Below are 21,925 nucleotides of genomic sequence, written 5' to 3'. Positions count from 1 at the left end.
GGCCCGAAAACGGGATGCCCGGCGGGCTAACCCGTCTTCGCCGATTCGGCCATGGATAAGTCGAAATGGAAGATTTTCCGACAAGCCTTGGCTCGAGCCGAGGCATGCTCGCTGCCGAGAACAGAAAACATCAATCCAGACGGCTGACGCGTCGCCCATAGCTGCGCGCGTCGATAAAGGCGCCCGCGATCTTCATCATGAATGCCTTGCTGAACCGGCCGAGGATCTTCCCGTCGGGCTCGATGTACCAGGAGCGTTCGGCAATATCGTAATTGTATTCGTCAACGACGACCCAGCAGCGATTGAGGTCGGTCAGACCGGCGCGGCGACACTCGATCGCGGAGACTTCCAAAGCGACGCGATCAGCATGCGGTGGCTGGGTGGTTATCGCCAGGAGCGCCAGACGGATCAGGCCGTCTTTTGTGCCGCGGACAGCGACGACCACGCAAGTCGGCCGGGTCTTGCGACCTTCCGTTTCGCCGCGCTCGTGTTGCCATGCCCACAGATACGGGTAAGAGATGACCTGACGGGCAGGAATCTACCGCCCATCGTCATATCCCTCGCCCCTCGCCAGTCTGTCGATCTCGGCGGTGCAGAGTTCCGCGTGGTCCCCCGGCATCTCGGAGGCACGGTGTGCGCGGCGGGATCTCCGCCAGCGGTGCGCATCCGTTCGTAGTGCTCGTAACTCATCAACACGAGCCGGGGTTTCCGGTGTTTCGTGAGGATAACGGGTTCACGGCTGGCAACGTCGGTGACGTCGCCAACCTGCTTGTTGAGATCGCCTGTCGTGAACTGTCGCATGGCTGGACTCCTATCTCCATATTATCCAGATTTTCCGCATTTGCAGGAAAACGCGCTCGCGCGCCGCCATCAATGAAGCGCCAGACCGGGATGCCGAGGCGGCGGGCCTTGTCGGTCAGGTTCTCGGTGATGCCAGAGCCTGGGAATATGATCATCCCGTAGGGCAATGCCGACAGCAGCTGGTCGTTGCGCCGGAACGAAATCTCTGAGCCATCCTGGTCGCGCTGGTTCGAGCGCTATGCTTCCTCGTGGCGGTCGAGGTTGTGGGTGACGCGCTCGGCGGCACGGAGGAAGGAGCGGAGCAGGTCGTCGAGGTCGGGTTCCGGACTGGTGTCGCCAAGTATGCCGGCGAAGGTTTCGACGATCCCGGCGAGGCCGGCCCCGATCACGGTTTTGTCAGGTAATGGATCGGGCTCGTCCTGATGCGGACGGCGGCCGTACATCTGCAGTTCGAGGATGACGCGATCAGTCGGCGAGGAGGCGTGATAGTCTGCGGCATGTCTCCCGAAAGTGGGCACCGGTTTCAGGAAACAGACATGCGTCAAGTCAAGGACCGACGGCGTGTCGCGTGAAACCATTTTCACACGACACGCTGTAGGGGCCGCGCCGGGCTCGAATTCGAGGCAGTTCCTGGTTCGGTCGCCATTCGCGACCTTGAAACTGCTGGGTTCTCGGGAGTTTGCGAAAGGCGTTTCGCGATGGGTTCCGGCGCGCCGTTTCGGGAAAGATGGCGCCCTGGGACGGCTTCAGAGGCCTGCGTGTCGCTGCTGGCTGCGCATCCCGGCCTCGACCGCGAAATCGAAGGCGACATTGCGGCCGCGGCTGATGGCGGAAGCGGCCACCATTTCCGCGAGCTGGCGGTCCGACAGGTCGCAATTCGGCAGCACCGTGCGTATCGCGCGGAGCGCGTAGCCCGTGGAAATCGGCCATTCCGGATTCCTGCGGGATTCAACGTACTGATCGACGACGTAGCTGACGGTTCTTTCCTGGAAGTGGGTCTTCGACATGATATCTCCCTTACTTCGTCTCGCTCCGTACTGCCCGGAATCTAGCACCGCACCATGCAGCTTTGATGACTGACGGAGGTCCTTGGAACGCCGGGCGGCATACGCGGAACAATGACAACGAATGGCCACGGCCACCCGCCTCCGGTCGATTCCGATGGATCGGCTCCGGGCAAATCGGCCTGGTCGTTCGTTGAGTGGCATCCTATCCCGAAACAAGGCTTCACCGTGGCGTCGGAGGGGCAGGACCAAGATTCGCGCTCACATCTTTGGAGGCTTCGGCATCCACCAAGAGGACGAGCCACACTCTCCCCCGACCCGGCGGCTGGGAGGCTATGCCATCGCTCGTCGGCGTGCCGATGCTGGTTCTGGCCTTTCGCCTGTGGAGCCGGCGGTACGTCGCAGGCTCAGGCAGGATAGACCTTTCCGCGACGGCGTCACGCCGGGCCTTGACTTTGGCCCCAGCCGGGATGAGCAAGGCTGAAACCGGCGCATCGATCCGGAATCCCTGACGGCCTCGGATCGATGGCGCACAGACAGAGATGTCGGGCCCTTCTTCGCTTCCCAGCGGATGTTGCGCTCCGACTATCGGGAAGGTGAGCCATGACCCTTGTGAAGGAAACGCAAGCACTTCTCGCCAAGCTGGGCGTGGATGAAAAGAGCCTTGCGGGCGGGACGATGGCGTCCTTCAGCCCGGTGACGGGCGAGCAGGTGGCGTCGCTGCCGGCGACGAGGCCGGCGGAGGCCGCCGCCATGATCGACAAAGCGGACGCCGCCTTCCGGGCCTGGCGCCTGGTGCCGGCGCCCCGGCGCGGCGAGCTGGTGCGCCTGTTCGGCGAGGAACTGCGCGCGGCGAAGGCCGATCTTGGCCGCCTGGTCTCGATCGAGGCCGGCAAGATCCCGTCGGAAGGCCTCGGCGAGGTCCAGGAGATGATCGACATCTGCGACTTCGCCGTCGGCCTGTCGCGCCAGCTCTATGGCCTGACCATCGCCACCGAGCGCCCCGGCCACCGCATGATGGAGACCTGGCATCCGCTCGGCGTGGTCGGTGTCATCTCGGCCTTCAACTTCCCGGTCGCGGTGTGGTCGTGGAATGCGGCGCTCGCCCTGGTCTGCGGCAATGCGGTGGTGTGGAAGCCGTCGGAGAAGACGCCGCTGACGGCGCTTGCCTGCCAGGCGATCTTCGCCAGGGCGGCGGCGCGGTTCGGCGGCGTGCCGGAGGGGCTGAGCCAGGTGCTGATCGGCGACCGGGCGATCGGCGAGGTGCTGGTCGACCATGCCAGGGTGCCGCTGGTGTCGGCCACCGGCTCGACCCGCATGGGCCGCGAGGTCGGGCCGCGGCTGGCCAGGCGCTTCGCCCGCGCCATCCTGGAACTGGGCGGCAACAATGCCGGCATCGTGTGCCCGTCGGCCGATCTCGACATGGCGCTCAGGGCGATCGCCTTCGGCGCGATGGGCACGGCCGGCCAGCGCTGCACGACGCTGCGCCGGCTGTTCGTGCATGACAGCGTCTATGAGGCGCTGCTGCCGCGGCTGCGGCGGGCCTATGAGAGCGTTTCGGTCGGCAGCCCGCTGGAGACCAACGCGCTGGTCGGTCCGCTGATCGACAAGGCGGCCTATGAGGCCATGCAGAAGGCGCTGACGGCGGCGCAGGCCGAAGGCGGCCGCATCACCGGCGGCACCCGGGTGGAGACCGGCCACGACGCGGCCTATTACGTGAAGCCGGCGCTGGTCGAGATGCCGCGCCAGGTGGCGCCGGTGACGGAGGAGACCTTCGCACCGATCCTCTATGTGATGCGCTACGGCGACTTCGACACCGCGCTTTCCGAGCACAATGCGGTGGGGGCGGGGCTGTCGTCGTCGATCTTCACGCTCGACCTGCAGGAGGCGGAGCGTTTCCTGGCCGCCGACGGCTCGGACTGCGGCATCGCCAATGTCAACATCGGCACGTCGGGGGCCGAGATCGGCGGCGCGTTCGGCGGCGAGAAGGAGACCGGCGGCGGCCGCGAATCGGGCTCCGACGCCTGGAAGGCCTATATGCGAAGGGCCACCAACACGGTGAACTACTCCAAGGCGCTGCCGCTGGCGCAGGGGGTGTCGTTCGACATCGAATGAAAGGGGTGAATGGTGAATGGTGAATGGTGAATGGTGAATGGAATGTAGTAGACAGCGCTCTCCGACAACAGCTGCCCGCCTAGATACTACTCACCAATTCTTACCATTCACCATTTTACCATTCACCATTCACCACCAACTTCCATCCATCCCCCCGTCTCGAACGACCGCGCCATCGCATGCACGGTCCGTTCGATGTCGAGGCCGTCGTCGAAGCCGATGACATTGGCCGGCCGGCCTTCGATCTTCGCTACCAGTTCGTGGCATTCGATCGTCTTCAGGTCGTTGAAGCCGAGCCCGTGGCCGGGCGCAGGGATGAAACGGCCATAGGGCTCGTGCTGGGGGGCGGCCAGGATGGTGCGATAACCCTGTTCGGTCGCGCGATCGGACGTGACGTAGAGCTGGAACTCGTTGAAACGTTCCTGGTCGAACAGGATGGAACCCTGCGAGCCGAAGACCTGCAGCGCGATGCGCCCCTTGCGACCCCAGGCGGACCGGTTGGCGAGCAGCGTGCCGGAAATGCCGGTCTCCAGGCGGATGAGGCAGGAGGCGATGTCGTAGGTCTCGACCGCCCTGCGGCCTCCCGCCTCGGTGCGACGCTCGGCATAGGGCTTGGCCATGTCGCAGAGAACGCGCGTGACGCGGCCGAACAGGTTCTGGATCAGCGACAGCGGATGGACGGCGAAGTCGTCGAGCGCGCCATAACCCGAAGCGGCCTCGTGCTTCCAGAAGAAGGGCGCGTCCGGATCGGCCATGAAATCCTCGTCCATCTCGACGCGCAGATGGTTGACCGTGCCGATGGCGCCTTCGTCGAGCAGCCGGCGGATGTGGCGGATAGCGGGGCTCTGGATGTAGTTGTAGCCGAGCACCGCCACCTTGCCGGATGCCCTTGCGGCCGCGGCCATGGCTTCCGCTTCGGCGAAACTCGGCGCCATCGGCTTCTCGCACCACAGATGCTTGCCGGCGCGAAGTGCAGCCAGCGCCATTTCGGGATGGAACTGGTTCGGTGTCGTCAGCGACACCACGTCCACTTCAGGGTCGTCGATCACGGCGCGCCAGTCTCCGGATGCCCTGGCGAAGCCGAACTCGGCGGCGCGACGGGCCGCGAGTTCGGCATTGGCTTCGCCGAGATGGACCAGACGGATCTCGGGCATGTCGCCGAAGGCGATCCTGACCGAGTTCCAGGCCATGGCATGGCACTTGCCCATGAAACCCGAACCGATGAGACCGACACCGATCATTTCCCAGCGCTCCTCTGATGTCGACGTCGTGCCGACTTTGAATGAATTAGTCCATTCTTTCCGGAAATGGAACATACAATTCATTTTGTGGACATCTCGGCGGGCGACAGTTAGGCTCTTGCAGCTTTTGACCATGCAACGCACCTTGCGACCATGAATGCCGAACCAGACCTGCCACGCGACTTCGAGACACTCCGGGCCAAAATCCTGGAAAGGAGGGATGTGCTGCCCAAGCGCATCGCCCAGGTGGCGGCATTCGCACTCGACAATCCTGACGAGATCGCCTTCGGCACGGCGGCGAGCATAGCCGCCTCGGCGGGCGTTCAGCCTTCGACGCTCATACGCTTCGCCCAGCATCTCGGCTTCGACGGCTTCACCAGCTTGCAGGCTGTGTTCCGCGAAAGGCTGCGCGAGCGCACGACATCCTACGAGGATCGCCTGAAGGCCCTGCGTGGCGACGCCGAGGAACCTCAGGCCGGAGAGATCGTACGCGGCTTCATCGCGGCGGCGAGCCGGTCGCTGGAGACGGTCTCACGCACCCTCGACGACGACATCTTCGAGCGGGCCGTGACCATCCTCGCCCAAGCAGAGACGATCTATCTGCTGGCCCGGCGCCGTGCCTATCCGATCGCGAATTACATGGCCTATGCGCTCGGCAAGCTGAAGATCCGCTATCAGCTCATCGAGTCCTCCTCCGGCCTCGAGCCCGAGATGGTTTCCTTCGCAACCCAGAAGGATGCGGTCATTGCGGTGAGCTTCTCGCCCTATGCCGCGGCCACGATCGAAACGGCGCGCTTTCTTTCCGGGCAGGGCGTCCCCGTCATCGCCATCACCGACAGTTCGTTCTCGCCGCTGGCGCAGTCCGCCAAGGAATGGTTCGAGGTCGCGGAGGCCGATTGCGCGGGCTTCCGCTCGCTTTCCGCCACCATGGCGCTCGCAATGGCCCTCACCGTCGCAGTGGCGGAACGTCGCCAGCAGGCGTGACCGCGCCCTCCGGCCGGGCAATCAGGAATGTTCATTCCATATTGACTGTTTGATGGAATTGATATTTCATACAATCGATCAACGCCCGCATTCCTCGGAGGAAACCATGACTCAGGGCGCCGCCCAAGCGCAGCTCGACGTCATCACCATCGGCCGGGCATCGGTGGATCTCTACGGCCAGCAGATCGGCTCGCGCCTCGAAGATATCGCCTCCTTCGCAAAATCGGTCGGCGGCTGCCCGGCCAATATCGCGGTCGGGACCGCTCGGCTCGGCCTGCGCTCGGCCCTGCTCACCCGCGTCGGCGACGAACAGATGGGGCGTTTCATACGCGAGCAGCTCCAACGCGAGGGCGTGTCCGTCGAAGGGCTCGTCACCGATCCCGCGCGGCTGACTGCGCTGGTCCTCCTCTCGGTCGAGGACGAGGGTGTCTCGCCGATGATCTTCTACCGTTCCGATTGCGCCGACATGGCGCTGTCGCCGGAGGATGTCGACGAAACCTTCGTCGCCTCGGCCCGGGCGATCGTCGTCACCGGCACGCATTTCTCGCGTGAGAACACCGAGGCTGCGCAGCGAAAGGCCATCGGGATCGCAAAAAACAACGGCCGCAAGGTCGTGTTCGATATCGACTACCGGCCCAATCTGTGGGGGCTTGCCGGCCATGCCGAGGGTTTCGAGCGCTACGTGAAGTCGGACAAGGTCTCCGGCAAGCTGAAGACCGTGCTGCCCGACTGCGACCTCATCGTAGGCACCGAAGAGGAGATCATGATCGCCTCGGGCGCGGACGACGTGCTGGGCGCGCTGAAGACCATCCGCTCGCTGTCGCCGGCAACGATCGTGCTGAAGCGCGGGGCCATGGGCTGCATCGTCTATGACGGCCCGATCAGCGACGATCTCGAGGACGGCATCGTCGGCAAGGGTTTCCCGATCGAGGTGTTCAATGTGCTGGGCGCGGGCGACGCCTTCATGTCCGGGCTGCTGCGCGGATGGCTGGGCGGCGAGGACTTCGAGACGGCGGCGACCTGGGCCAACGCCTGCGGCGCCTTCGCCGTGTCGCGCCTGCTCTGCTCGCCGGAATATCCGACCTGGGAAGAGCTCCGGTTCTTCATGGAGAAAGGCAGCGCGTATCGGGCCCTGCGCAAGGACGAGGCAATCAATCACATCCACTGGGCGACGACGCGGCGGCGCGTCATCCCGTCGCTCATGGCGCTCGCCGTCGACCACCGCGTACAACTTGAAGACCTTGCCCGCAAGACCGGAGCTGATGCCGCCCGCATCGAGGACTTCAAGGTTCTGGCCGTGAAGGCTGCGGCCCGGGTCGCCGATGGCCGCGACGGCTACGGCATGCTGATCGACGAAAGGTTCGGCCGCAAGGCGATGTTCGAATTCGCGCGCCACGGCTTCGCGTGGCTCGGCCGCCCGGTCGAACTGCCCGGCTCGCGGCCCTTGCGCTTCGAATTCTCGCAGGATATCGGCTCGCATCTCGTCGAATGGCCGATCGAGCACTGCATCAAATGCCTCTGTTTCTATCATCCCGACGATCCCTTGGCCTTGAAGACGGAGCAGCAGGAAAAGCTCAGGAGCCTGTTCGGGGCGGCCCGCAAGGTCGGCCGCGAATTGCTGGTCGAGATCATCGCGGGCAAGCATGGCAAGCTCGCCGACGATACCGTGCCCCGGGCGCTGGAAGAGCTCTATGCGCTTGATATCAGGCCCGACTGGTGGAAACTCGAGCCGCAGGCGTCGGCAACGGCATGGCGGCAGATCGAGGCAGTGATCACCCGTAACGACCCGCATTGCCGCGGCGTCGTACTGCTCGGCCTGGAGGCGCCGCATGACGAGCTGGAAGCGGCTTTCGCCGCGACTGCAGAGGCACCCGTGGTGAAGGGTTTCGCGGTCGGCCGCACCATCTTCATGGACGCCGCGGAGAAATGGCTGCCCGGAACGATTTCGGACGAGGCGGCGATCGCCGACATGGCCGCGCGCTTCGAAAAGCTGACCGAAGCCTGGCTTGCGGCACGCAGCCGCAAGGCCGCATAATTCCGGCGGGAGGAAACCACCATGAAGACGATCCGCCTGACCATGGCGCAGGCGCTCACGCGCTATCTCGCGCGCCAGATGACCGAGATCGACGGCGAGAAGGTGCCGCTCTTCGGCGGCGTGTGGGCGATCTTCGGCCATGGCAATGTCGCCGGCATCGGCGAGGCGCTCTACCAGGTCAGGGACGAGCTCCCGACCTACCGCGCCCATAACGAGCAGGCGATGGCGCATGCCGCGATCGCCTATGCCAAGGCCAGTTTCCGCCGCCGGATCATGGCCGCGACCACCTCGATCGGACCGGGCGCGACCAACCTCGTCACGGCGGCGGCACTCGCCCATGTCAACCGGCTGCCGCTCCTGCTTCTGCCCGGCGACGTCTTCGCCAACCGCATCCCCGATCCGGTGCTGCAGCAGGTCGAGGATTTCGGCGACGGGACGGTCTCGGCAAACGACTGCTTCCGCCCGGTGTCGCGCTATTTCGACCGCATCACGCGGCCTGAGCAGATCGTCCCGGCGCTCGCCCGCGCCATGCAGGTGTTGACCGACCCGGCCGAGTGCGGACCGGTGACGCTCGCCCTCTGCCAGGACGTCCAGGCGGAAGCCTATGACTATCCCGAAACCTTCTTCGAGGAACGGCTGCGGACGCCGCGGCGCCCGCGCCCGGATCTTGCCGAGCTGAAGCATGTCGCCGACGCCCTGCGCCGCGCCAACAAGCCCCTCGTCGTCGCCGGCGGCGGCGTGCTTTATTCGCAGGCCTCCCCCGCACTCGCCCGGTTCGTCGAGGCGACCGGCATCCCGGTCTGCGAGACGCAGGGCGGCAAGTCCTCGCTGCCCGACGACCATCCGCTGAACATGGGTGCCGTCGGCGTGACCGGGACGTCGGCTGCCAACCGGATGGCGGAGGAAGCCGACCTGGTGCTGGCCATCGGCACGCGGCTTCAGGATTTCACCACCGGCTCGTGGGCCCTGTTCAAGAACAGCGGCAAGACGATCGTCGGCCTCAATATTCAGCCCTTCGATGCCGGCAAGCACAAGGCGCTGACCCTGGTTGCGGACGCGCGCGAAGGGCTCGAGGAGCTGGAAAAAGCCGCCGAAGGCTGGGCCGCGCCTGCGGCCTGGACCGAAGATGCCAAGGGCGGCAAAGCCGAATGGCGGAAGGCGGCGGCCGAGGCGACGGCCGCGACCAATACGGCTCTGCCCTCCGACGCCCAGGTGATCGGCGCCGTCCAGCGCGCCATGGGTTCCGATGTGACGCTGCTCCATGCCGCCGGCGGCCTGCCCGGCGAGCTGCACAAACTCTGGCAGGCCGGAAAGCCCGGTTCCTACCACGCCGAATATGGCTATTCCTGCATGGGCTACGAGATCGCCGGAGGGCTCGGCGCCAAGATGGCGAGATCAGGCGAGGAGGTCGTCGTCATGGTCGGCGACGGCTCCTATCTGATGCTGAATTCCGAGATCGCCACCTCGGTGATGCTCGGCCTGAAGCTGGTGATCGTGCTGCTCGACAACCGGGGTTACGGCTGCATCAACCGGCTGCAGATGGGCACGGGCGGCGCCAACTTCAACAATCTGCTGAAGGATGCGCGGCACGAGTTGCTGCCCGAGATCGACTTTGCCGCCCATGCCGCAAGCCTCGGGGCGATCGCCGAAAAGGTGACGTCGATCGCGGATCTCGAAGCCGCGCTCGGCAGGGCGAAGAAAAATGCCCGAACGACCGTCGTCGTCATCGAGACCGATCCTCTGATCTCGACCGAAGCGGGTGGCCATTGGTGGGATGTCGCGGTCCCCGAGGTCAGTTCGCGCAAGGAAGTGGAAAAGGCCCGCAAGACCTATGAGGACAAGGTCAAGCTGCAGCGTGTCGGGGACTAAGCAGGTTTCGGAAAAGTGTCCCACGGTTTTCCGGCAAAAACCTGCGGCAAAAAGAAGTGGCTAAGCAGGTGAAGCGTGGGCGAAGCCACGCAAGCCAGCTTAGGTCGCTGCTTTCGTTCGGCCGGCGCGGGATGTCGGCGAAGCGAGCGCGACCATATTCTTGGAGAGGGACGGAATGATCCGCATCGGGGCGAACCCAATCGGCTGGTCGAATGACGACATGCCTGAGATCGGTGGCGACATATCGCTCGAAACATGCCTCAAGGAGGCCAAGGCGGCAGGGTTCGTCGGCATGGAGCTCGGCAACAAGTTTCCGCGCGAGGCCAAGGCACTGCGGCCGATCCTCGACAGTTTCGGCCACGCCCTGGTCGGTGGCTGGTATTCCACGGAGCTGCTGACGCGTAATGTGGCCACCGAACTCAAGGCGGCGAAGGCGCATGCAACCCTGCTGAAGGAGATGGGCTCGACGGTCTTCATCGCGGCAGAGACCTCGAACGCCATCCACTCCAACCGCAAGCTGCCGCTTTCGGCGCGGCCGGTGCTGCCGAAGAAAGCCTGGAAGCAGTTCGGCGAGCGCTATACGAAATTCGCCCAGGCGATCAGGGAGACCTACGGGCTGCAGCTCGTCTACCATCATCACATGGGCACCGCCGTTCAATCGGAAGCCGACATCGACCGTTTCATGGAAGTCACGGCCGATCCGGTGCATCTGCTGCTCGATACGGGCCATGCGACCTGGGGCGGCGCCGACCCGGCGCGGCTTGCCCGCCACTACAGGGCGCGCATCTCCCACGTACACTGCAAGGACATACGCGAAGCGGTGATGTGGCAATCGAACCGCGAGGACTGGTCGTTCCTCGATTCCGTCCTTGCAGGCGTCTACACCGTTCCGGGGGACGGCATGATCGATTATGTTCGCGTGCTCAAGGAATTGAAAGGCTATTCGGGCTGGGTGGTCGTCGAGGCGGAGCAGGATCCGAAGAAGGCGACGCCGTCGAAATACGCCAAGCTCGGCCACAAGAACCTTTCGCGTTTCCTTGCCGAGGCAGGATTGACGTGAGCGAGGCAGGACATTCGTGATCAAGGACAACGAGCATCCGTTCTTCAGGCCGCTGTGGCGACGCATCGCCGTCGTCATCGTCTGCGCGGCCTGGGCCGTGCTCGAATTCGCAACCTCTACGCCGTTGTGGGGCATGATCGCCCTCGCCTTCACGGCCTATGCGGTATGGACCTTCCTGATCAACTATAAGGGTCCGGCCGGGAACTGATTTGCCGACGGTCGATTTCCTCGACCGTTGGAGCGCGGGACGGCGTGGCCCACGCCATTCGGCGCGAAAGCCGAACGGCCCGGACGGGCCGCACCGGCGATCGAGGCCTGATACGAGGAGTGAGCCCATGTCGCGACTGCTGGTGAAGCCGAAGAAAGGCAGCGGGCTGGTGAGCCATGTCACGCCCGAAAGCGCGGGCTGGACCTATGTCGGCTTCGACCTCCACAAGATGAAGCCGGGCGAGAGCGCTTCTGCATCGACCAGCGCGCGCGAGGTCTGCCTGGTGTTCGTCTCCGGTAAGGGCAAGGTCTCGGCGGGAGGCGAGGATTTCGGTACGCTCGGCGGCCGATTGTCGCCTTTCGAAGGCAAGCCCTGGTCGGTCTACGTGCCGCAAGGGTCAGACTGGAAGGTAACGGCCGAGACCGATGTCGAACTCGCCGTCTGCTCGGCGCCGGGGCTTGGCGGCGGCCTGCCCGCGCGTGTGATCGCTCCCGACAGCCTCGGCCAGGAGACCCGCGGCAAAGGCACCAACACGCGTTACGTCACCAACATCCTGCCGGAAGGCGAGCCGGCCGATTCGCTGCTGGTGGTCGAGGTGATCACGCCGGGCGGGCATACGTCGAGCTATCCGCCGCACAAGCACGACCGGGACAATCTGCCCGAGGAGTCGCTGCTGGAGGAAACCTATTATCACCGGCTGAACCCGCCGCAGGGCTTTGCCTTCCAGCGCGTCTACACCGACGACCGCTCGCTCGACGAGACCATGGCGGTGGAGGACGGCGACGTGGTGCTGGTGCCCAGAGGCTACCACCCCTGCGCCGCCTGCCATGGCTACGACCTCTATTATCTCAACGTGATGGCCGGTCCGAAGCGGACCTGGAAGTTCCACAACGCCAGGGAACATGAGTGGCTGATGAAGGCGTGAGGCATTTGAGCGGCGACCACATCGGCTCCGTGATTGCCGCCTCCGGATGAACGTGGCCGCCGATGCGGTGCTCTTCCTCTACTCAATCTGGCTGCCGTAATGTCACGGCACGGATCCCCGGGTCACCTCCGGCTTCGCTGCGCTCGCCTGCGGGCCCGGGGATGACGATGGCGCGGAGGCCGAAGCGAGTCGTCGATGCCGTCGCCGACATCAGCGATTGCCGGCCGCCACCGTTGACGATTAACGGCGAGAGCACCTCCCTTCGTCATTCTCGGGCAGGAGGCGAGCGCAGCGAAGCCGACGCGACCCGAGAATCCATGCCGTGACGGTGATGCCGGGAGCTACGGCGCAGGATGAGGGATCGGTGCGGCATTTGCCCCAAGATGGCGACTTGGCAATTGGCACCATATCGTCTTCGTGATGCGTGAACGCCGAGATGGTTTTCTTCCACCGAAGCGGCCGGTCGCGACGTCTCGGCATAGATCCCCGGGTCGCCTCCGGCTTCGCTCGGCTCGCCTTCGGGCCCGGGATGACGACGGTATGAGCGGTGGATGCCAATCGCCGAGGTCATCGCGCCGACATATGCGAAGAAAAATTCTGGTATCGAAAACAATCGCTATTCGCGACGGCCCACTATTCCCCGAACGCGCCCGCGACGTTCTGGTCGTAGTCGACCAGCGAGCCGGTCATGACGCCGGACTGGGGGCTGAGCATATAGGTGATGAGCGCGGCAAGCTCATGCGTCTTGACCAGTTGTCCCATCGGCTGGGCGGCTTCGGCCTTTTCAAGCCAGTCCGGCCCCGCGCCGTGGAACTTGGCCTGCACCACCGCCTCGCCCGGCGTGTCCATCCAGCCCGGCAGCACCGCATTGCAGCGGATCCGGTTGCCGCGATAGGCATTGGCGACATTCTTGGTGAGCACGGCGAGCGCGCCCTTGCTCGACGAATAGGCGGTCAGGAAGGACTGGCCGGCGTGGGCGGACATCGACAGGACGTTGACGATGGCGCCCGGCTTCTTCTCGGCCAGCAGGTGGCGGACCAGGCCCTGCATCATGAAGAAGGGCCCGCGCACATTGGTGGCGAACAGGCTGTCGAAGAGCTCCGGCGTCGTATCCACCAGCGAACCGCGCGCGGAAGACGCCGCCGCGTTGACGAGGCCGTTGAGCGAACCGAAGCGCTCGAGCCCGGCCTCCATCACCCTGGCGCAGTCGTCCGGCTTCGACACGTCGGCGCTGACGAAGATCGCTTCGGCGCCGAGCTTCTCGATGACAGACACCGCTTCGGCGCCCTTCTCTTTCGAGCGGCCGACAAGGACAAGCGCCCTGCAGCCCTCCGCGACGAGCTGCCGGGCGACGGCCAGGCCGATACCTTGCGCGCCCCCCGTCACGATCGCCTTCGTGCCCGCGTTGCGTTCCATCATGCCGGTCATGGCCGAAACTCCAAAATAACTATGGATCTAAAGGCGGATCGTCTTGCCGTCCTTTACCGAGCGCAAAGCGGCATCGGCCAGCGCCAAGGCGAGCAACCCGTCGCGTCCGCTCGGCATGGCCTTGGCGCCCTGGTTCATCGCCGCGATGAAGGACGCGATCTCGTTGGCATAGGCGTCGATATAGCGGGTCATGAAGAAGTCGTGCAGCGGCGGACGTGTATAGCCCCCCGCATTGGCCACCTCGATCGACACCGGCCGCTGGTTCTCCGCGGCCACCATTCCTTTGGAGCCGTGCACCTCGATGCGCTGGTCGTAGCCATAGGTGGCCCGGCGCGAATTGGAGATCACGCACTGCTTGCCCGATGCGGTCTGCAGAAGCACGCTGACGCTGTCGTAATCGCCGAGCTCGCCGATCTTCTTGTCGACGAGCACGGAGGCCTGCGCCGTCACCGCCACCGGCTCCTCGCCGAGCAGGAAACGCGCCATATCGAAGTCGTGGATGGTCATGTCGCGGAAGATGCCGCCGGAGCGGGTGATATAGTCGTGCGGCGGCGGCCCTGGGTCGCGCGAAGTGATGCTGACCATCTCGACATCGCCGATGGCGCCGTCGTCAATGGCCTTGCGCACCGCCGCGAAATGCGGGTCGAAGCGACGGTTGAAGCCCACCATGAGCGTCGCGCCGGCCTTTTCCACCACGGCAAGACAGCGCTCGACGCGCTTCAGATCGAGGTCGATCGGCTTCTCGCAGAAGACTGCCTTGCCGGCCCTGGCGAAACGTTCGATCAGGTCGGCATGGGTATCGGTCGGGGTGCAGATGATCACGGCGTCGATGTCTGGCGCCTTCTCGATCGCCTCGATCGATCTCACATCGGCGCCATAGGCCGAAGCGAGCTCCTTTGCCGGGGCTTCGAAGGCATCGGCGACCGCGACCAGCTTCGCATCGCGGTCCGCGGCGACGGCCCTTGCATGCACCTTGCCGATGCGACCAGCACCCAGCAGGCCAAAACGAACTGTCATGAAAACTTCCTCCCGAAGACCGTGACCGACCGGCAGCATTCATCCAGGGGCGTCGGCTCGATTGGAGCAGACGCCGCCCAAAGACGAAATATTTGAACCAGATATTACACGTGATGAAATAGATATTCCATCTTGGTTCTTCGATCAAGCCGGCTCAGGGAAGTTTGTGATGGCTTCCACCCTTGTCGAGAACGAACCCATTCGCCTCGCACCAGTCACTCAGGGCCTGTTCTTCGGCTTCAGCTTCGAAGGCATGCCAGGCATCGAGTTTGCCGCGCTGGACCAGCCAGTTCTTGAAGCGGGAAAAACCTCCCTTCCGGCTGAACATGTCGGAAACGGCGTCGGCATCCTCCGGCACTTCATGCCAGGCGAAAGCCCGGGCGACACGGCTCCCCAAACCGAGTTCTCGCTTGGAAGGAACAGCAACATAGTCCTCGGATTCCGCCATGTCCTCAGTCACCTCGGAAAGGTCGGGATCGTCGGAGGGAATATGGACCTCGCCGGTCCGACGATCGACATAGGCTTCGTCCATAATGAGATAGCTGTCGGCGATCTCGAGCGCCAGGCACAGCGCCTCGAAGTCGACTTTGACCTTTTCAGTCATTCCCGTGTTCCTTGAGCAAACGAGAGCAGACCTCTATCGCGCCGGCAGAGAGAAAGCCACCGCAAGATCGCGCACTCGATGGCTCGAGCGGTACGTCCAAGAATAGTGTTCACAAAACAGGCCATCTTCAGGAATGACTTTTCTCCGACCTGGGCTATTTTTCACTGCATGCAGCCCATCATTCCCGCTTGCGTTGCGATAAACAGTGGCATGTCCCCGATGGGAGGTGCCGGCGCATGGAAGCGAACATCGGAACGGGAGGTAAAGTCATGAGCCGCCTGCGCGGACCTTATGGATCGGTACTGGAGTTGATCGGCGAAACGCCTGTCGTCGAGCTCACACGCTTCGACACCGGTCGCTGCCGCCTCTTCGTCAAGCTGGAGAGCCAGAATCCGGGTGGCTCGATCAAGGACCGCATCGCGCTTTCCATGATCGCCGACGCCGAGCGCTACGGCCGGCTGGCGCCGGGTGGAACGATCGTCGAGGCGACGGCGGGCAATACCGGTCTCGGCCTCGCCCAGGTCGGCATTCCCAAGGGCTATCGCATCATCCTGGTCGTTCCGGACAAGATGTCCCGCGAGAAGATCCAGCATCTGAGGGCGCTCGGCGCCGAGGTGCGCCTGACGCGCTCGGACGTCGGCAAGGGTCATCCGGAATATTATCAGGACATGGCCGAGAAGATCGCGGCCGACATTCCCGGCGCATTCTACGTCAACCAGTTCGCCAACCCGGCCAACCCGCTGGCGCACGAAACCACCACCGGCCCCGAAATCTGGAAGCAACTCGGCGAGGATGTCGACGCCGTCGTCGTCGGCGTCGGTTCGGGCGGCACGCTGACCGGCCTCGGCCGCTTCTTCGCGAAGGTTTCGCCGAAGACCGAGATGGTGCTCGCCGATCCGGTCGGTTCGGTGCTCGCCCCCTATCTCAAGACGGGCAAGCTGGAGGAGGCAGGAAGCTGGACGGTCGAGGGCATCGGCGAAGACTTCATCCCCCCCAATGCCGACCTGTCCCTGGTGAAGAAGGCCTATTCCATTCCCGACAAGCAGAGCATGCTCGCCGCCCGCGACCTGCTCGCCAAGGAAGGGATTTTGGCGGGCTCGTCTTCCGGCACTCTGCTCGCCGCCGCCTTGCGCTACTGCCGCGAGCAGACGGTCGCCAAGCGTGTGGTGACCCTGGTCTGCGACAGCGGCAACAAATATCTCTCGAAGGTCTTCGACGATTTCTGGCTGGCCGAGCAGGGTCTCGCCGAGCGCGAGCAGCATGGCGACCTTTCCGATCTCGTTGCCCGCTCGCATCGCGAGGGCGGCACGGTCTTCGTTGGCCCCGCAGACACGCTGCTGACTGCCTATGGCCGCATGCGGCGCGCCGACGTCTCGCAGCTGCCGGTGCTCGAGGACGGCAAGCTTGTCGGCATCATCGACGAGAGCGACATCTTGTCGGTCGTGGAGGGCCCGTATGACGGCCGCTGGGACCGCTTCAACCAGCCGGTCCGCTCCGCCATGACCGCCGAACTCCACACGCTTCAGGCCCGCCAGACGCTCGACGCGCTGCTGCCGGTGTTCGAGCGCAACGAGGTCGCCATCGTCTTCGACGGCGACGAGTTCGTCGGCCTCATCACCCGCATCGACCTGATCAACCATCTGAGACGCAACCGATGAACGACCAGCCCGTGCAGCGCAATCGCCTCGCCTTCTCGACCCGCACTATCCATGGCGGCCAGAGCCACGACCCGACGACGGGCGCGGTGATGGTGCCGATCTATGCGACCTCCACCTACGGCCAGCAGAGCCCGGGCGTGCACAAGGGCTTCGAATATGCCAGGAGCCAGAACCCGACACGCTTCGCCTTCGAGCGGGCCGTCGCCGACCTCGAAAGCGGCACGGCCGCCTTCGCTTTCGCCTCGGGGCTCGCCGCGATCGGCACGGTTTTCGAGCTCTTCGACAGCGGCACCCATGTGGTGGCGACCGACGACATCTACGGCGGCACCTTCCGGCTGCTCGAAAGGGTGCGCAAGCGCTCGGCGAACCTGCAGGCGAGCTTCGTCGACTTCACCGACCTCGAGGCGGTCGAGGCGGCGATCCGCCCGGAGACGAAGCTGCTCTGGGTCGAGACGCCGACCAACCCGCTGCTGCGCGTCGTCGATCTCGAGGGCGTCGCCGCACTGGCGCGGCGCAAGGGCCTGATCTCGGTCGCCGACAACACCTTCTGCAGCCCCTATCTGCAACGCCCGCTGGAGCTCGGCATCGACATCGTCGTGCACTCGACCACGAAATATCTGAACGGACATTCCGACATGGTGGGCGGGGTCGCCGTCGTCGGCGAGGACAAGGACATCGCCGACCGGCTGAAATTCCTGCAGAACGCGGTCGGCGCGATCTCGGGGCCGTTCGACAGCTTCCTGGCTTTGCGCGGCATCAAGACGCTGGCGCTCCGCATGGAGCGCCATTCGGCCAACGGCCTGAAGATCGCCCGGTGGCTCGAAGGGCGCCGCGACGTCCGACGCGTCGTCTATCCAGGGCTCCCCAGCCATCCCCAGCACGCGATCGCAGCACGCCAGATGCATGCCTTCGGCGGCATGATCTCCGTCGAACTCGACCGCGACCTCGCCGGTACGAGGCGCTTCCTGGAGCGCACCCGGCTCTTCACCCTGGCCGAGAGCCTCGGCGGGGTCGAAAGCCTGATCGAGCATCCTGCCCTGATGACCCATGGCAGCATCCCGGCCGAGAAGCGCGACGCGATCGGCATCTCCGATTCGCTGGTGCGCCTCTCGGCCGGCATCGAGGATGCCGACGACCTGATCGCGGATCTCGACCAGGCCCTGGCGGGATAAAGGCTCGAACGCCCCTGCCCGCTCCGGACGAAGTGGAAAACCGGGGATCGAAGGTGACGGCATGCGGGCCCTCCCCGCGACACCCCGCTATGCGGGAGGGCAGGTTCTTGTTAGGAGTGCGCCGTCCGACAGACGCGACGGGAATCCGGATGAAGCCTCCTTTCAAAGCCTATGACCTGCGCGGCCGTATCCCGGCCGAGATCAACGTGCCCTTCGCCTATCGATTCGCACAGGCTGCGGCCCGTTCGCTCGACCCGAAAAAGATCGTCGTCGGCCACGACATGCGGCGCGACAGCCCGGCATTGGCAGAAGCGCTGACTCAAGGCTTCCTCGACAGCGGCGTCGGCGTCCTGCCGGTCGGCTTGTGCGGCACGGAGGAGGTCTATTTCCATACCGCGGACACCGGCGCCGACGCCGGGCTAATGGTGACCGCGAGCCACAATCCGGAGGACTACAACGGCATCAAGATGGTGCTGAAGGGCGCGACCGCAGCCACGCGGGATAACGCCTTCGCCGCGATCGAGGCCGTCGTTTTCTCCGAGACAGACCTACCCGCCGTCGCTTCTTATGCAGCCCGTGGTCGGCTCGAAGACATGCTCGACCGTTCCCGCTACGTCGAAAGGCTGCTGCAGCAGGTTGCCGGCAAGGCGCTGAAGCCGATGAAGATCGTCTGCCACGCCGGCAATGGCTGCGCCGGCCCGGTCATCGACCTCCTCGAACGGCATCTGCCCTTCGAATTCATCAAGATCGACCATCAGCCGGATGCGAGCCTGCCCAACGGCATTCCCAACCCGCTGCTTCCGGAGAAGCGCGCCAGGGCCGCGCAGGCGGTGGTCGACAGCGGCGCCGATCTCGGCATCGCCTGGGACGGCGATTTCGACCGCTGCTTCCTCTATGATCATCGCGGCGCATTCGTCGAAGGTTACTATCTGGTCGGCATGATCGCCGAGACGATGCTGCGCGAGCGCCCCGGCGGCACGGTCGTCTACGATCCCCGGCTCACCTGGAACACGATCGCGCTCGTGGAGCGCGCCGGCGGCGTGGCGAAACCCTGTCCGACGGGCCATGCCTTCTTCAAGGCCAGGATGCGCGCCGAGGACGCCATCTACGGCGGCGAGATGAGCGCGCACCACTATTTCCGCGATTTCAGCTACTGCGATTCCGGCATGCTGGCCTGGTTGGAGGTCGTGGCCGAACTATCCGCTTCCGGCGCGCAGCTCGCCGAGGTCATGGAAGAGCGCATCGCCGCCTTTCCCTGCTCCGGCGAGATCAATTTCACGGTGGCCGACGCCAAAGCGAGCCAGCAGAAGGTCGCCGAAGCCTATCAGCGCTTCAACCCTCATGTGGACACGCTCGACGGGCTCGGCATGGAATTCGACGACTGGCGCTTCAACCTGCGCGCCTCGAACACCGAGCCGTTGCTGAGGCTGAATGTCGAGACCCGCGCCAACCCGACGCTGCTGGCTCGCAAGGTGGACAAATTGAAGAAGCTGATCGCAAGCGGGTAGGAGCGAATAGCGAATAGCGAATAGCGAATAGCGAATAGCGAATAGCGAATAGCGAATAGCGAATAGCGAATAGCGAATAGCGAATAGCGAATAGCGAAAGAAGTCCGCGGAATTTGGCGGCACGCAACCCCTCTTTTTCGCTATTCGCTACTCGCTACTCGCTCTTTCCCTATTCGCTCTTCACCCATCTGTCATAGTCCGACACCAGCAGATGCTGCGGCGGCTCGTCCTCCTCGATGCTGGAAAAGCGGCCGATCGGCTGGGCGAAGATGTTGTCGGTGAGGTCGTCGTTGACGGTCGAGACTTCGCCGATCAGAACGTCCCCACCCTCGCCCCAGAAAGCGTGCCAGACCCCCGGCAGCAGCGTCACGCTTTCGCCTGGATCGAGACCGAGCCGCGAGCCGGCCGGCATGGTCCGGATCACGCCGTCGGTGGGCACGCTCACCTCGGCCTTGTCGTCGATGCCGCCGTCCGGCTGCGACATGAAGAGTTCGAGCACCAGCTTGCCGCCGCCGCGGTTGATGATGTCCTCCGCCTTCACGACATGGCGGTGCATCGGCGACAGCTGGTCCTTGCGGGAGATCATGATCTTCTCGGCGTAGAGCATGCCGGTGCCGCGCGCCAGATCCGCGGCGCGGCCGTTGCGCACGGTGAAGAGGAAGAGCCCGAGTTCGTCGAATTTCTCCAGCCCGTAGTCGGTGATATCCCATCCGAGACGGGCATCGACGATGCCGGCCGGCCGCCGATCCTTGAGCTCCTGCGGCGACCAATAGGCGAAGGGCGGCATGATGTAGCCGAAGGACCGGATGAAGGCGTCGCCTTCCCGAATGATCTCGTTGACGCGCGACCGTTTCATGATGTCCTCCGCATGCTGCAGGGACAAAGGCCTCGCATATTTTCGGCCCGCGCGGAAGGTCGCAGCCGAATGATCGGCGATGGGCCATGTCAGATCCGAATGCGCGACGCTCCGGCGCTTGCGAGGCGGCGCCGGGGCGTCGGGCTTTCAGCGCGATCAGTTCTGGAACAGCGAGAGGATGCCCTGGACGCTGGCATTGGCGATCGACAGGCCCTGGATGCCGAGCTGCTGCTGCACCTGGAGCGCCTGGAGGCGGGTCGATTCCTCGTTCATGTCGGCATCGACGAGGGCGCCGACGCCGCGCTCGATGGCGTCCATCAGATTGTCGACGAACTCGACCTGGAGCCCGATGCGCTTCTTGGCGGCGCCGAGATCGCTGGCCGCATTGGTCATCGCCTGCAGGGCGGCGTCGACCGTACGGATCATCTCATCGAGATCGGCGAGATCGTTGGCGGAGCTCGACAGCGTCGAGATGTTGAGCGTCGACACCGAATAGACCACGCCGCCATTGGTGGTGGTGCTGGTCGTGTCGAGAATGCCCGTCTGGCCGTTGGCATCGAAAAGCTTGGAGGAGTCGACGTCGATGGTGATAGTGCCGATCGATACGGTGCCGTCGGAGGCGCGCGCGAAGGACGCGACGATGCTCTTGGTGGTGCTGTAGTCGGGGCTGGCCGAATCGACCGACAGCCAGTTCTCGCCGGAGAACGAGGCCGATGCGCCGATATTGATGAGCTGCTGCTGCAGCTGGCTGATTTCGGCCTGTACCTTGGCACGGTCGACGCCGGGCTCGCGCGCCGCGACCAGCTTCGACTTGATCTCGTCGACCACGTCGATGGCGCTGTTGGTGGCGGTGTAGGCGATATCGATTTTCGAGGCGCCGAGGCCGAGCGCATCCTGGACCGTCAGCAACGCCTTGTTGTCGGAGCGCATCGTGGTGGCGATCGACCAGTAGGCGGCATTGTCGCTTGCGCCGGCCACGCGGTAACCGGTCGAGATCCGCGCCTGCGCCTGCTCCAGGGCCTTGTTGGTGGTCTGGAGACTTCTCAGCGCCGTCATCGCGGACGCATTGGTCAAGATGCTCGTCATGGAACCCGCCCTTAATCCTGATTGTCCGCCCGCCGGAACAGCCCGGCCGCCGGAGCAGCTTCAGGCCTGTCGAAGCGTGGAGAAGGCCTGTGCTGCTGTTAACTTCTATGAACAAACATCCTTAACAAATGGCTAATCGAAATCGGTTGTTAACCATGTTCGCAAAGAAATCGCCCGGCCGTCACGCTCCTGCGAAGGGGGCGGCCAAAACCTCCGGTTGATGCCGAAACAGGCGGAAACACGCAGCCAGGCGCCGCCGTACTCAGTCTCGCAATTATCCCTGGACGGCGTGCGACCTGTTAATCTGACCGAAACCATTGGTCCCGATACTCGGCCTACCCGGGCTTGGTTGTT

General features: G+C 64.4%; 19 protein-coding genes and 1 pseudogene. 10 read left to right on the top strand and 10 right to left on the bottom strand.

Annotation, left to right across the window (positions count from 1 at the left end):
• Positions 1–130 precede the first annotated feature (130 nt).
• The 4 genes and pseudogenes from JN302_RS14810 to JN302_RS14795 all read right to left on the bottom strand — a co-directional run bounded on the left by JN302_RS14810 (position 131) and on the right by JN302_RS14795 (position 1,808).
• Positions 131–538 carry a hypothetical protein gene (locus tag JN302_RS14810; protein ID WP_202334293.1) on the bottom strand — a complete coding sequence of 136 codons (408 nt, stop codon included), beginning with the start codon at positions 536–538 and terminating at the stop codon, positions 131–133.
• Positions 539–801 (bottom strand): annotated as a pseudogene (locus JN302_RS14805) (type II toxin-antitoxin system prevent-host-death family antitoxin).
• Positions 802–1,037: 236 nt separating this feature from the next.
• Positions 1,038–1,346: a hypothetical protein gene (locus JN302_RS39930; protein WP_446720726.1), complete on the bottom strand. Its 309-nt coding sequence runs from the start codon at positions 1,344–1,346 to the stop codon at positions 1,038–1,040.
• Between the two features lie 201 nt (positions 1,347–1,547).
• On the bottom strand, positions 1,548–1,808 hold the full coding sequence (locus JN302_RS14795) for a hypothetical protein (protein ID WP_202313116.1): 261 nt from the start codon (positions 1,806–1,808) through the stop codon (positions 1,548–1,550).
• A 600-nt stretch (positions 1,809–2,408) separates the two neighbouring features.
• On the opposite strand from JN302_RS14795, the gene amaB reads away from it, so the two are divergent.
• Positions 2,409–3,920: an L-piperidine-6-carboxylate dehydrogenase gene (gene amaB / locus JN302_RS14790; protein ID WP_202333381.1), complete on the top strand. Its 1,512-nt coding sequence runs from the start codon at positions 2,409–2,411 to the stop codon at positions 3,918–3,920.
• Between the two features lie 122 nt (positions 3,921–4,042).
• Here amaB and JN302_RS14785 read toward each other — a convergent pair whose 3' ends face one another.
• Positions 4,043–5,161 (bottom strand): Gfo/Idh/MocA family protein, encoded by a 1,119-nt coding sequence (locus tag JN302_RS14785; RefSeq protein ID WP_202333380.1) that lies wholly within the window; start codon positions 5,159–5,161, stop codon positions 4,043–4,045.
• A gap of 153 nt (positions 5,162–5,314) precedes the next feature.
• On the opposite strand from JN302_RS14785, the gene JN302_RS14780 reads away from it, so the two are divergent.
• From JN302_RS14780 to iolB, 6 genes are all read left to right on the top strand, one after another.
• Positions 5,315–6,145 carry a MurR/RpiR family transcriptional regulator gene (locus JN302_RS14780; protein ID WP_202313110.1) on the top strand — a complete coding sequence of 277 codons (831 nt, stop codon included), beginning with the start codon at positions 5,315–5,317 and terminating at the stop codon, positions 6,143–6,145.
• A 106-nt stretch (positions 6,146–6,251) separates the two neighbouring features.
• A complete protein-coding gene (locus JN302_RS14775; RefSeq protein WP_202333379.1) occupies positions 6,252–8,180 on the top strand; it encodes a bifunctional 5-dehydro-2-deoxygluconokinase/5-dehydro-2-deoxyphosphogluconate aldolase in 1,929 nt (642 codons plus the stop codon).
• 21 nt (positions 8,181–8,201) lie between these two features.
• Positions 8,202–10,049 carry a 3D-(3,5/4)-trihydroxycyclohexane-1,2-dione acylhydrolase (decyclizing) gene (gene iolD, locus JN302_RS14770; RefSeq protein WP_202333378.1) on the top strand — a complete coding sequence of 616 codons (1,848 nt, stop codon included), beginning with the start codon at positions 8,202–8,204 and terminating at the stop codon, positions 10,047–10,049.
• 175 nt (positions 10,050–10,224) lie between these two features.
• Positions 10,225–11,109 (top strand): myo-inosose-2 dehydratase, encoded by an 885-nt coding sequence (gene iolE, locus JN302_RS14765; protein ID WP_202333377.1) that lies wholly within the window; start codon positions 10,225–10,227, stop codon positions 11,107–11,109.
• Between the two features lie 19 nt (positions 11,110–11,128).
• Positions 11,129–11,317: a DUF3329 domain-containing protein gene (locus JN302_RS14760; protein WP_202314775.1), complete on the top strand. Its 189-nt coding sequence runs from the start codon at positions 11,129–11,131 to the stop codon at positions 11,315–11,317.
• Positions 11,318–11,444: 127 nt separating this feature from the next.
• Entirely contained in the window at positions 11,445–12,242 is a 798-nt protein-coding gene (gene iolB, locus JN302_RS14755) for a 5-deoxy-glucuronate isomerase (protein ID WP_202333376.1), read from the top strand.
• A gap of 633 nt (positions 12,243–12,875) precedes the next feature.
• Here iolB and JN302_RS14750 read toward each other — a convergent pair.
• The 3 genes from JN302_RS14750 to JN302_RS14740 form a co-directional block, all read right to left on the bottom strand.
• Entirely contained in the window at positions 12,876–13,670 is a 795-nt protein-coding gene (locus JN302_RS14750) for an SDR family oxidoreductase (RefSeq protein ID WP_202333375.1), read from the bottom strand.
• Positions 13,671–13,697: 27 nt separating this feature from the next.
• A complete protein-coding gene (iolG, locus tag JN302_RS14745) occupies positions 13,698–14,687 on the bottom strand; it encodes an inositol 2-dehydrogenase (protein ID WP_202313102.1) in 990 nt (329 codons plus the stop codon).
• 154 nt (positions 14,688–14,841) lie between these two features.
• Positions 14,842–15,291: a hypothetical protein gene (locus JN302_RS14740; RefSeq protein ID WP_202333374.1), complete on the bottom strand. Its 450-nt coding sequence runs from the start codon at positions 15,289–15,291 to the stop codon at positions 14,842–14,844.
• A gap of 269 nt (positions 15,292–15,560) precedes the next feature.
• Between JN302_RS14740 and JN302_RS14735 the strand changes: the two genes are divergently transcribed.
• From JN302_RS14735 to JN302_RS14725, 3 genes are all read left to right on the top strand, one after another.
• Positions 15,561–16,949, top strand: a complete 1,389-nt coding sequence (locus JN302_RS14735) for a pyridoxal-phosphate dependent enzyme (RefSeq protein WP_202313100.1) — start codon at positions 15,561–15,563, stop codon at positions 16,947–16,949.
• Positions 16,946–18,121 (top strand): cystathionine gamma-synthase, encoded by a 1,176-nt coding sequence (locus tag JN302_RS14730; protein ID WP_202313099.1) that lies wholly within the window; start codon positions 16,946–16,948, stop codon positions 18,119–18,121. Before JN302_RS14735 ends, JN302_RS14730 begins: the two co-directional genes overlap by 4 nt.
• A gap of 149 nt (positions 18,122–18,270) precedes the next feature.
• A complete protein-coding gene (locus JN302_RS14725; protein WP_202333373.1) occupies positions 18,271–19,629 on the top strand; it encodes a phosphomannomutase in 1,359 nt (452 codons plus the stop codon).
• Positions 19,630–19,798: 169 nt separating this feature from the next.
• Here the strand turns inward: JN302_RS14725 and JN302_RS14720 are convergent, their stop codons facing one another.
• Both JN302_RS14720 and JN302_RS14715 read right to left on the bottom strand, forming a co-directional pair.
• Entirely contained in the window at positions 19,799–20,485 is a 687-nt protein-coding gene (locus tag JN302_RS14720) for a D-lyxose/D-mannose family sugar isomerase (protein WP_202333372.1), read from the bottom strand.
• Positions 20,486–20,641: 156 nt separating this feature from the next.
• The gene (locus JN302_RS14715; RefSeq protein ID WP_202333371.1) at positions 20,642–21,571 is read right to left on the bottom strand and encodes a flagellin N-terminal helical domain-containing protein; all 930 of its coding nucleotides are present in this window, start codon (positions 21,569–21,571) and stop codon (positions 20,642–20,644) included.
• Between the last annotated feature and the right edge of the window lie 354 nt (positions 21,572–21,925).

The sequence above is a fragment of the Mesorhizobium sp. L-8-3 genome (genome assembly GCF_016756615.1).
GTDB lineage: Bacteria > Pseudomonadota > Alphaproteobacteria > Rhizobiales > Rhizobiaceae.
This window is presented reverse-complemented; position numbering and strand designations above follow the sequence as displayed.

Coding starts and splice junctions, on each gene's coding strand:
- JN302_RS14730 (WP_202313099.1), top strand. CDS start 16,946: ATGAACGACCAGCCCGTGCAGCGCAATCGCCTCGCCTTCTCGACCCGC.
- JN302_RS14720 (WP_202333372.1), bottom strand. CDS start 20,485: ATGAAACGGTCGCGCGTCAACGAGATCATTCGGGAAGGCGACGCCTTC.
- amaB (WP_202333381.1), top strand. CDS start 2,409: ATGACCCTTGTGAAGGAAACGCAAGCACTTCTCGCCAAGCTGGGCGTG.
- iolG (WP_202313102.1), bottom strand. CDS start 14,687: ATGACAGTTCGTTTTGGCCTGCTGGGTGCTGGTCGCATCGGCAAGGTG.
- JN302_RS14725 (WP_202333373.1), top strand. CDS start 18,271: ATGAAGCCTCCTTTCAAAGCCTATGACCTGCGCGGCCGTATCCCGGCC.
- JN302_RS14740 (WP_202333374.1), bottom strand. CDS start 15,291: ATGACTGAAAAGGTCAAAGTCGACTTCGAGGCGCTGTGCCTGGCGCTC.
- iolD (WP_202333378.1), top strand. CDS start 8,202: ATGAAGACGATCCGCCTGACCATGGCGCAGGCGCTCACGCGCTATCTC.
- JN302_RS14785 (WP_202333380.1), bottom strand. CDS start 5,161: ATGATCGGTGTCGGTCTCATCGGTTCGGGTTTCATGGGCAAGTGCCAT.
- JN302_RS14715 (WP_202333371.1), bottom strand. CDS start 21,571: ATGACGAGCATCTTGACCAATGCGTCCGCGATGACGGCGCTGAGAAGT.
- JN302_RS14795 (WP_202313116.1), bottom strand. CDS start 1,808: ATGTCGAAGACCCACTTCCAGGAAAGAACCGTCAGCTACGTCGTCGAT.
- iolE (WP_202333377.1), top strand. CDS start 10,225: ATGATCCGCATCGGGGCGAACCCAATCGGCTGGTCGAATGACGACATG.
- iolB (WP_202333376.1), top strand. CDS start 11,445: ATGTCGCGACTGCTGGTGAAGCCGAAGAAAGGCAGCGGGCTGGTGAGC.
- JN302_RS14735 (WP_202313100.1), top strand. CDS start 15,561: ATGAGCCGCCTGCGCGGACCTTATGGATCGGTACTGGAGTTGATCGGC.
- JN302_RS14780 (WP_202313110.1), top strand. CDS start 5,315: ATGAATGCCGAACCAGACCTGCCACGCGACTTCGAGACACTCCGGGCC.
- JN302_RS14775 (WP_202333379.1), top strand. CDS start 6,252: ATGACTCAGGGCGCCGCCCAAGCGCAGCTCGACGTCATCACCATCGGC.
- JN302_RS14750 (WP_202333375.1), bottom strand. CDS start 13,670: ATGACCGGCATGATGGAACGCAACGCGGGCACGAAGGCGATCGTGACG.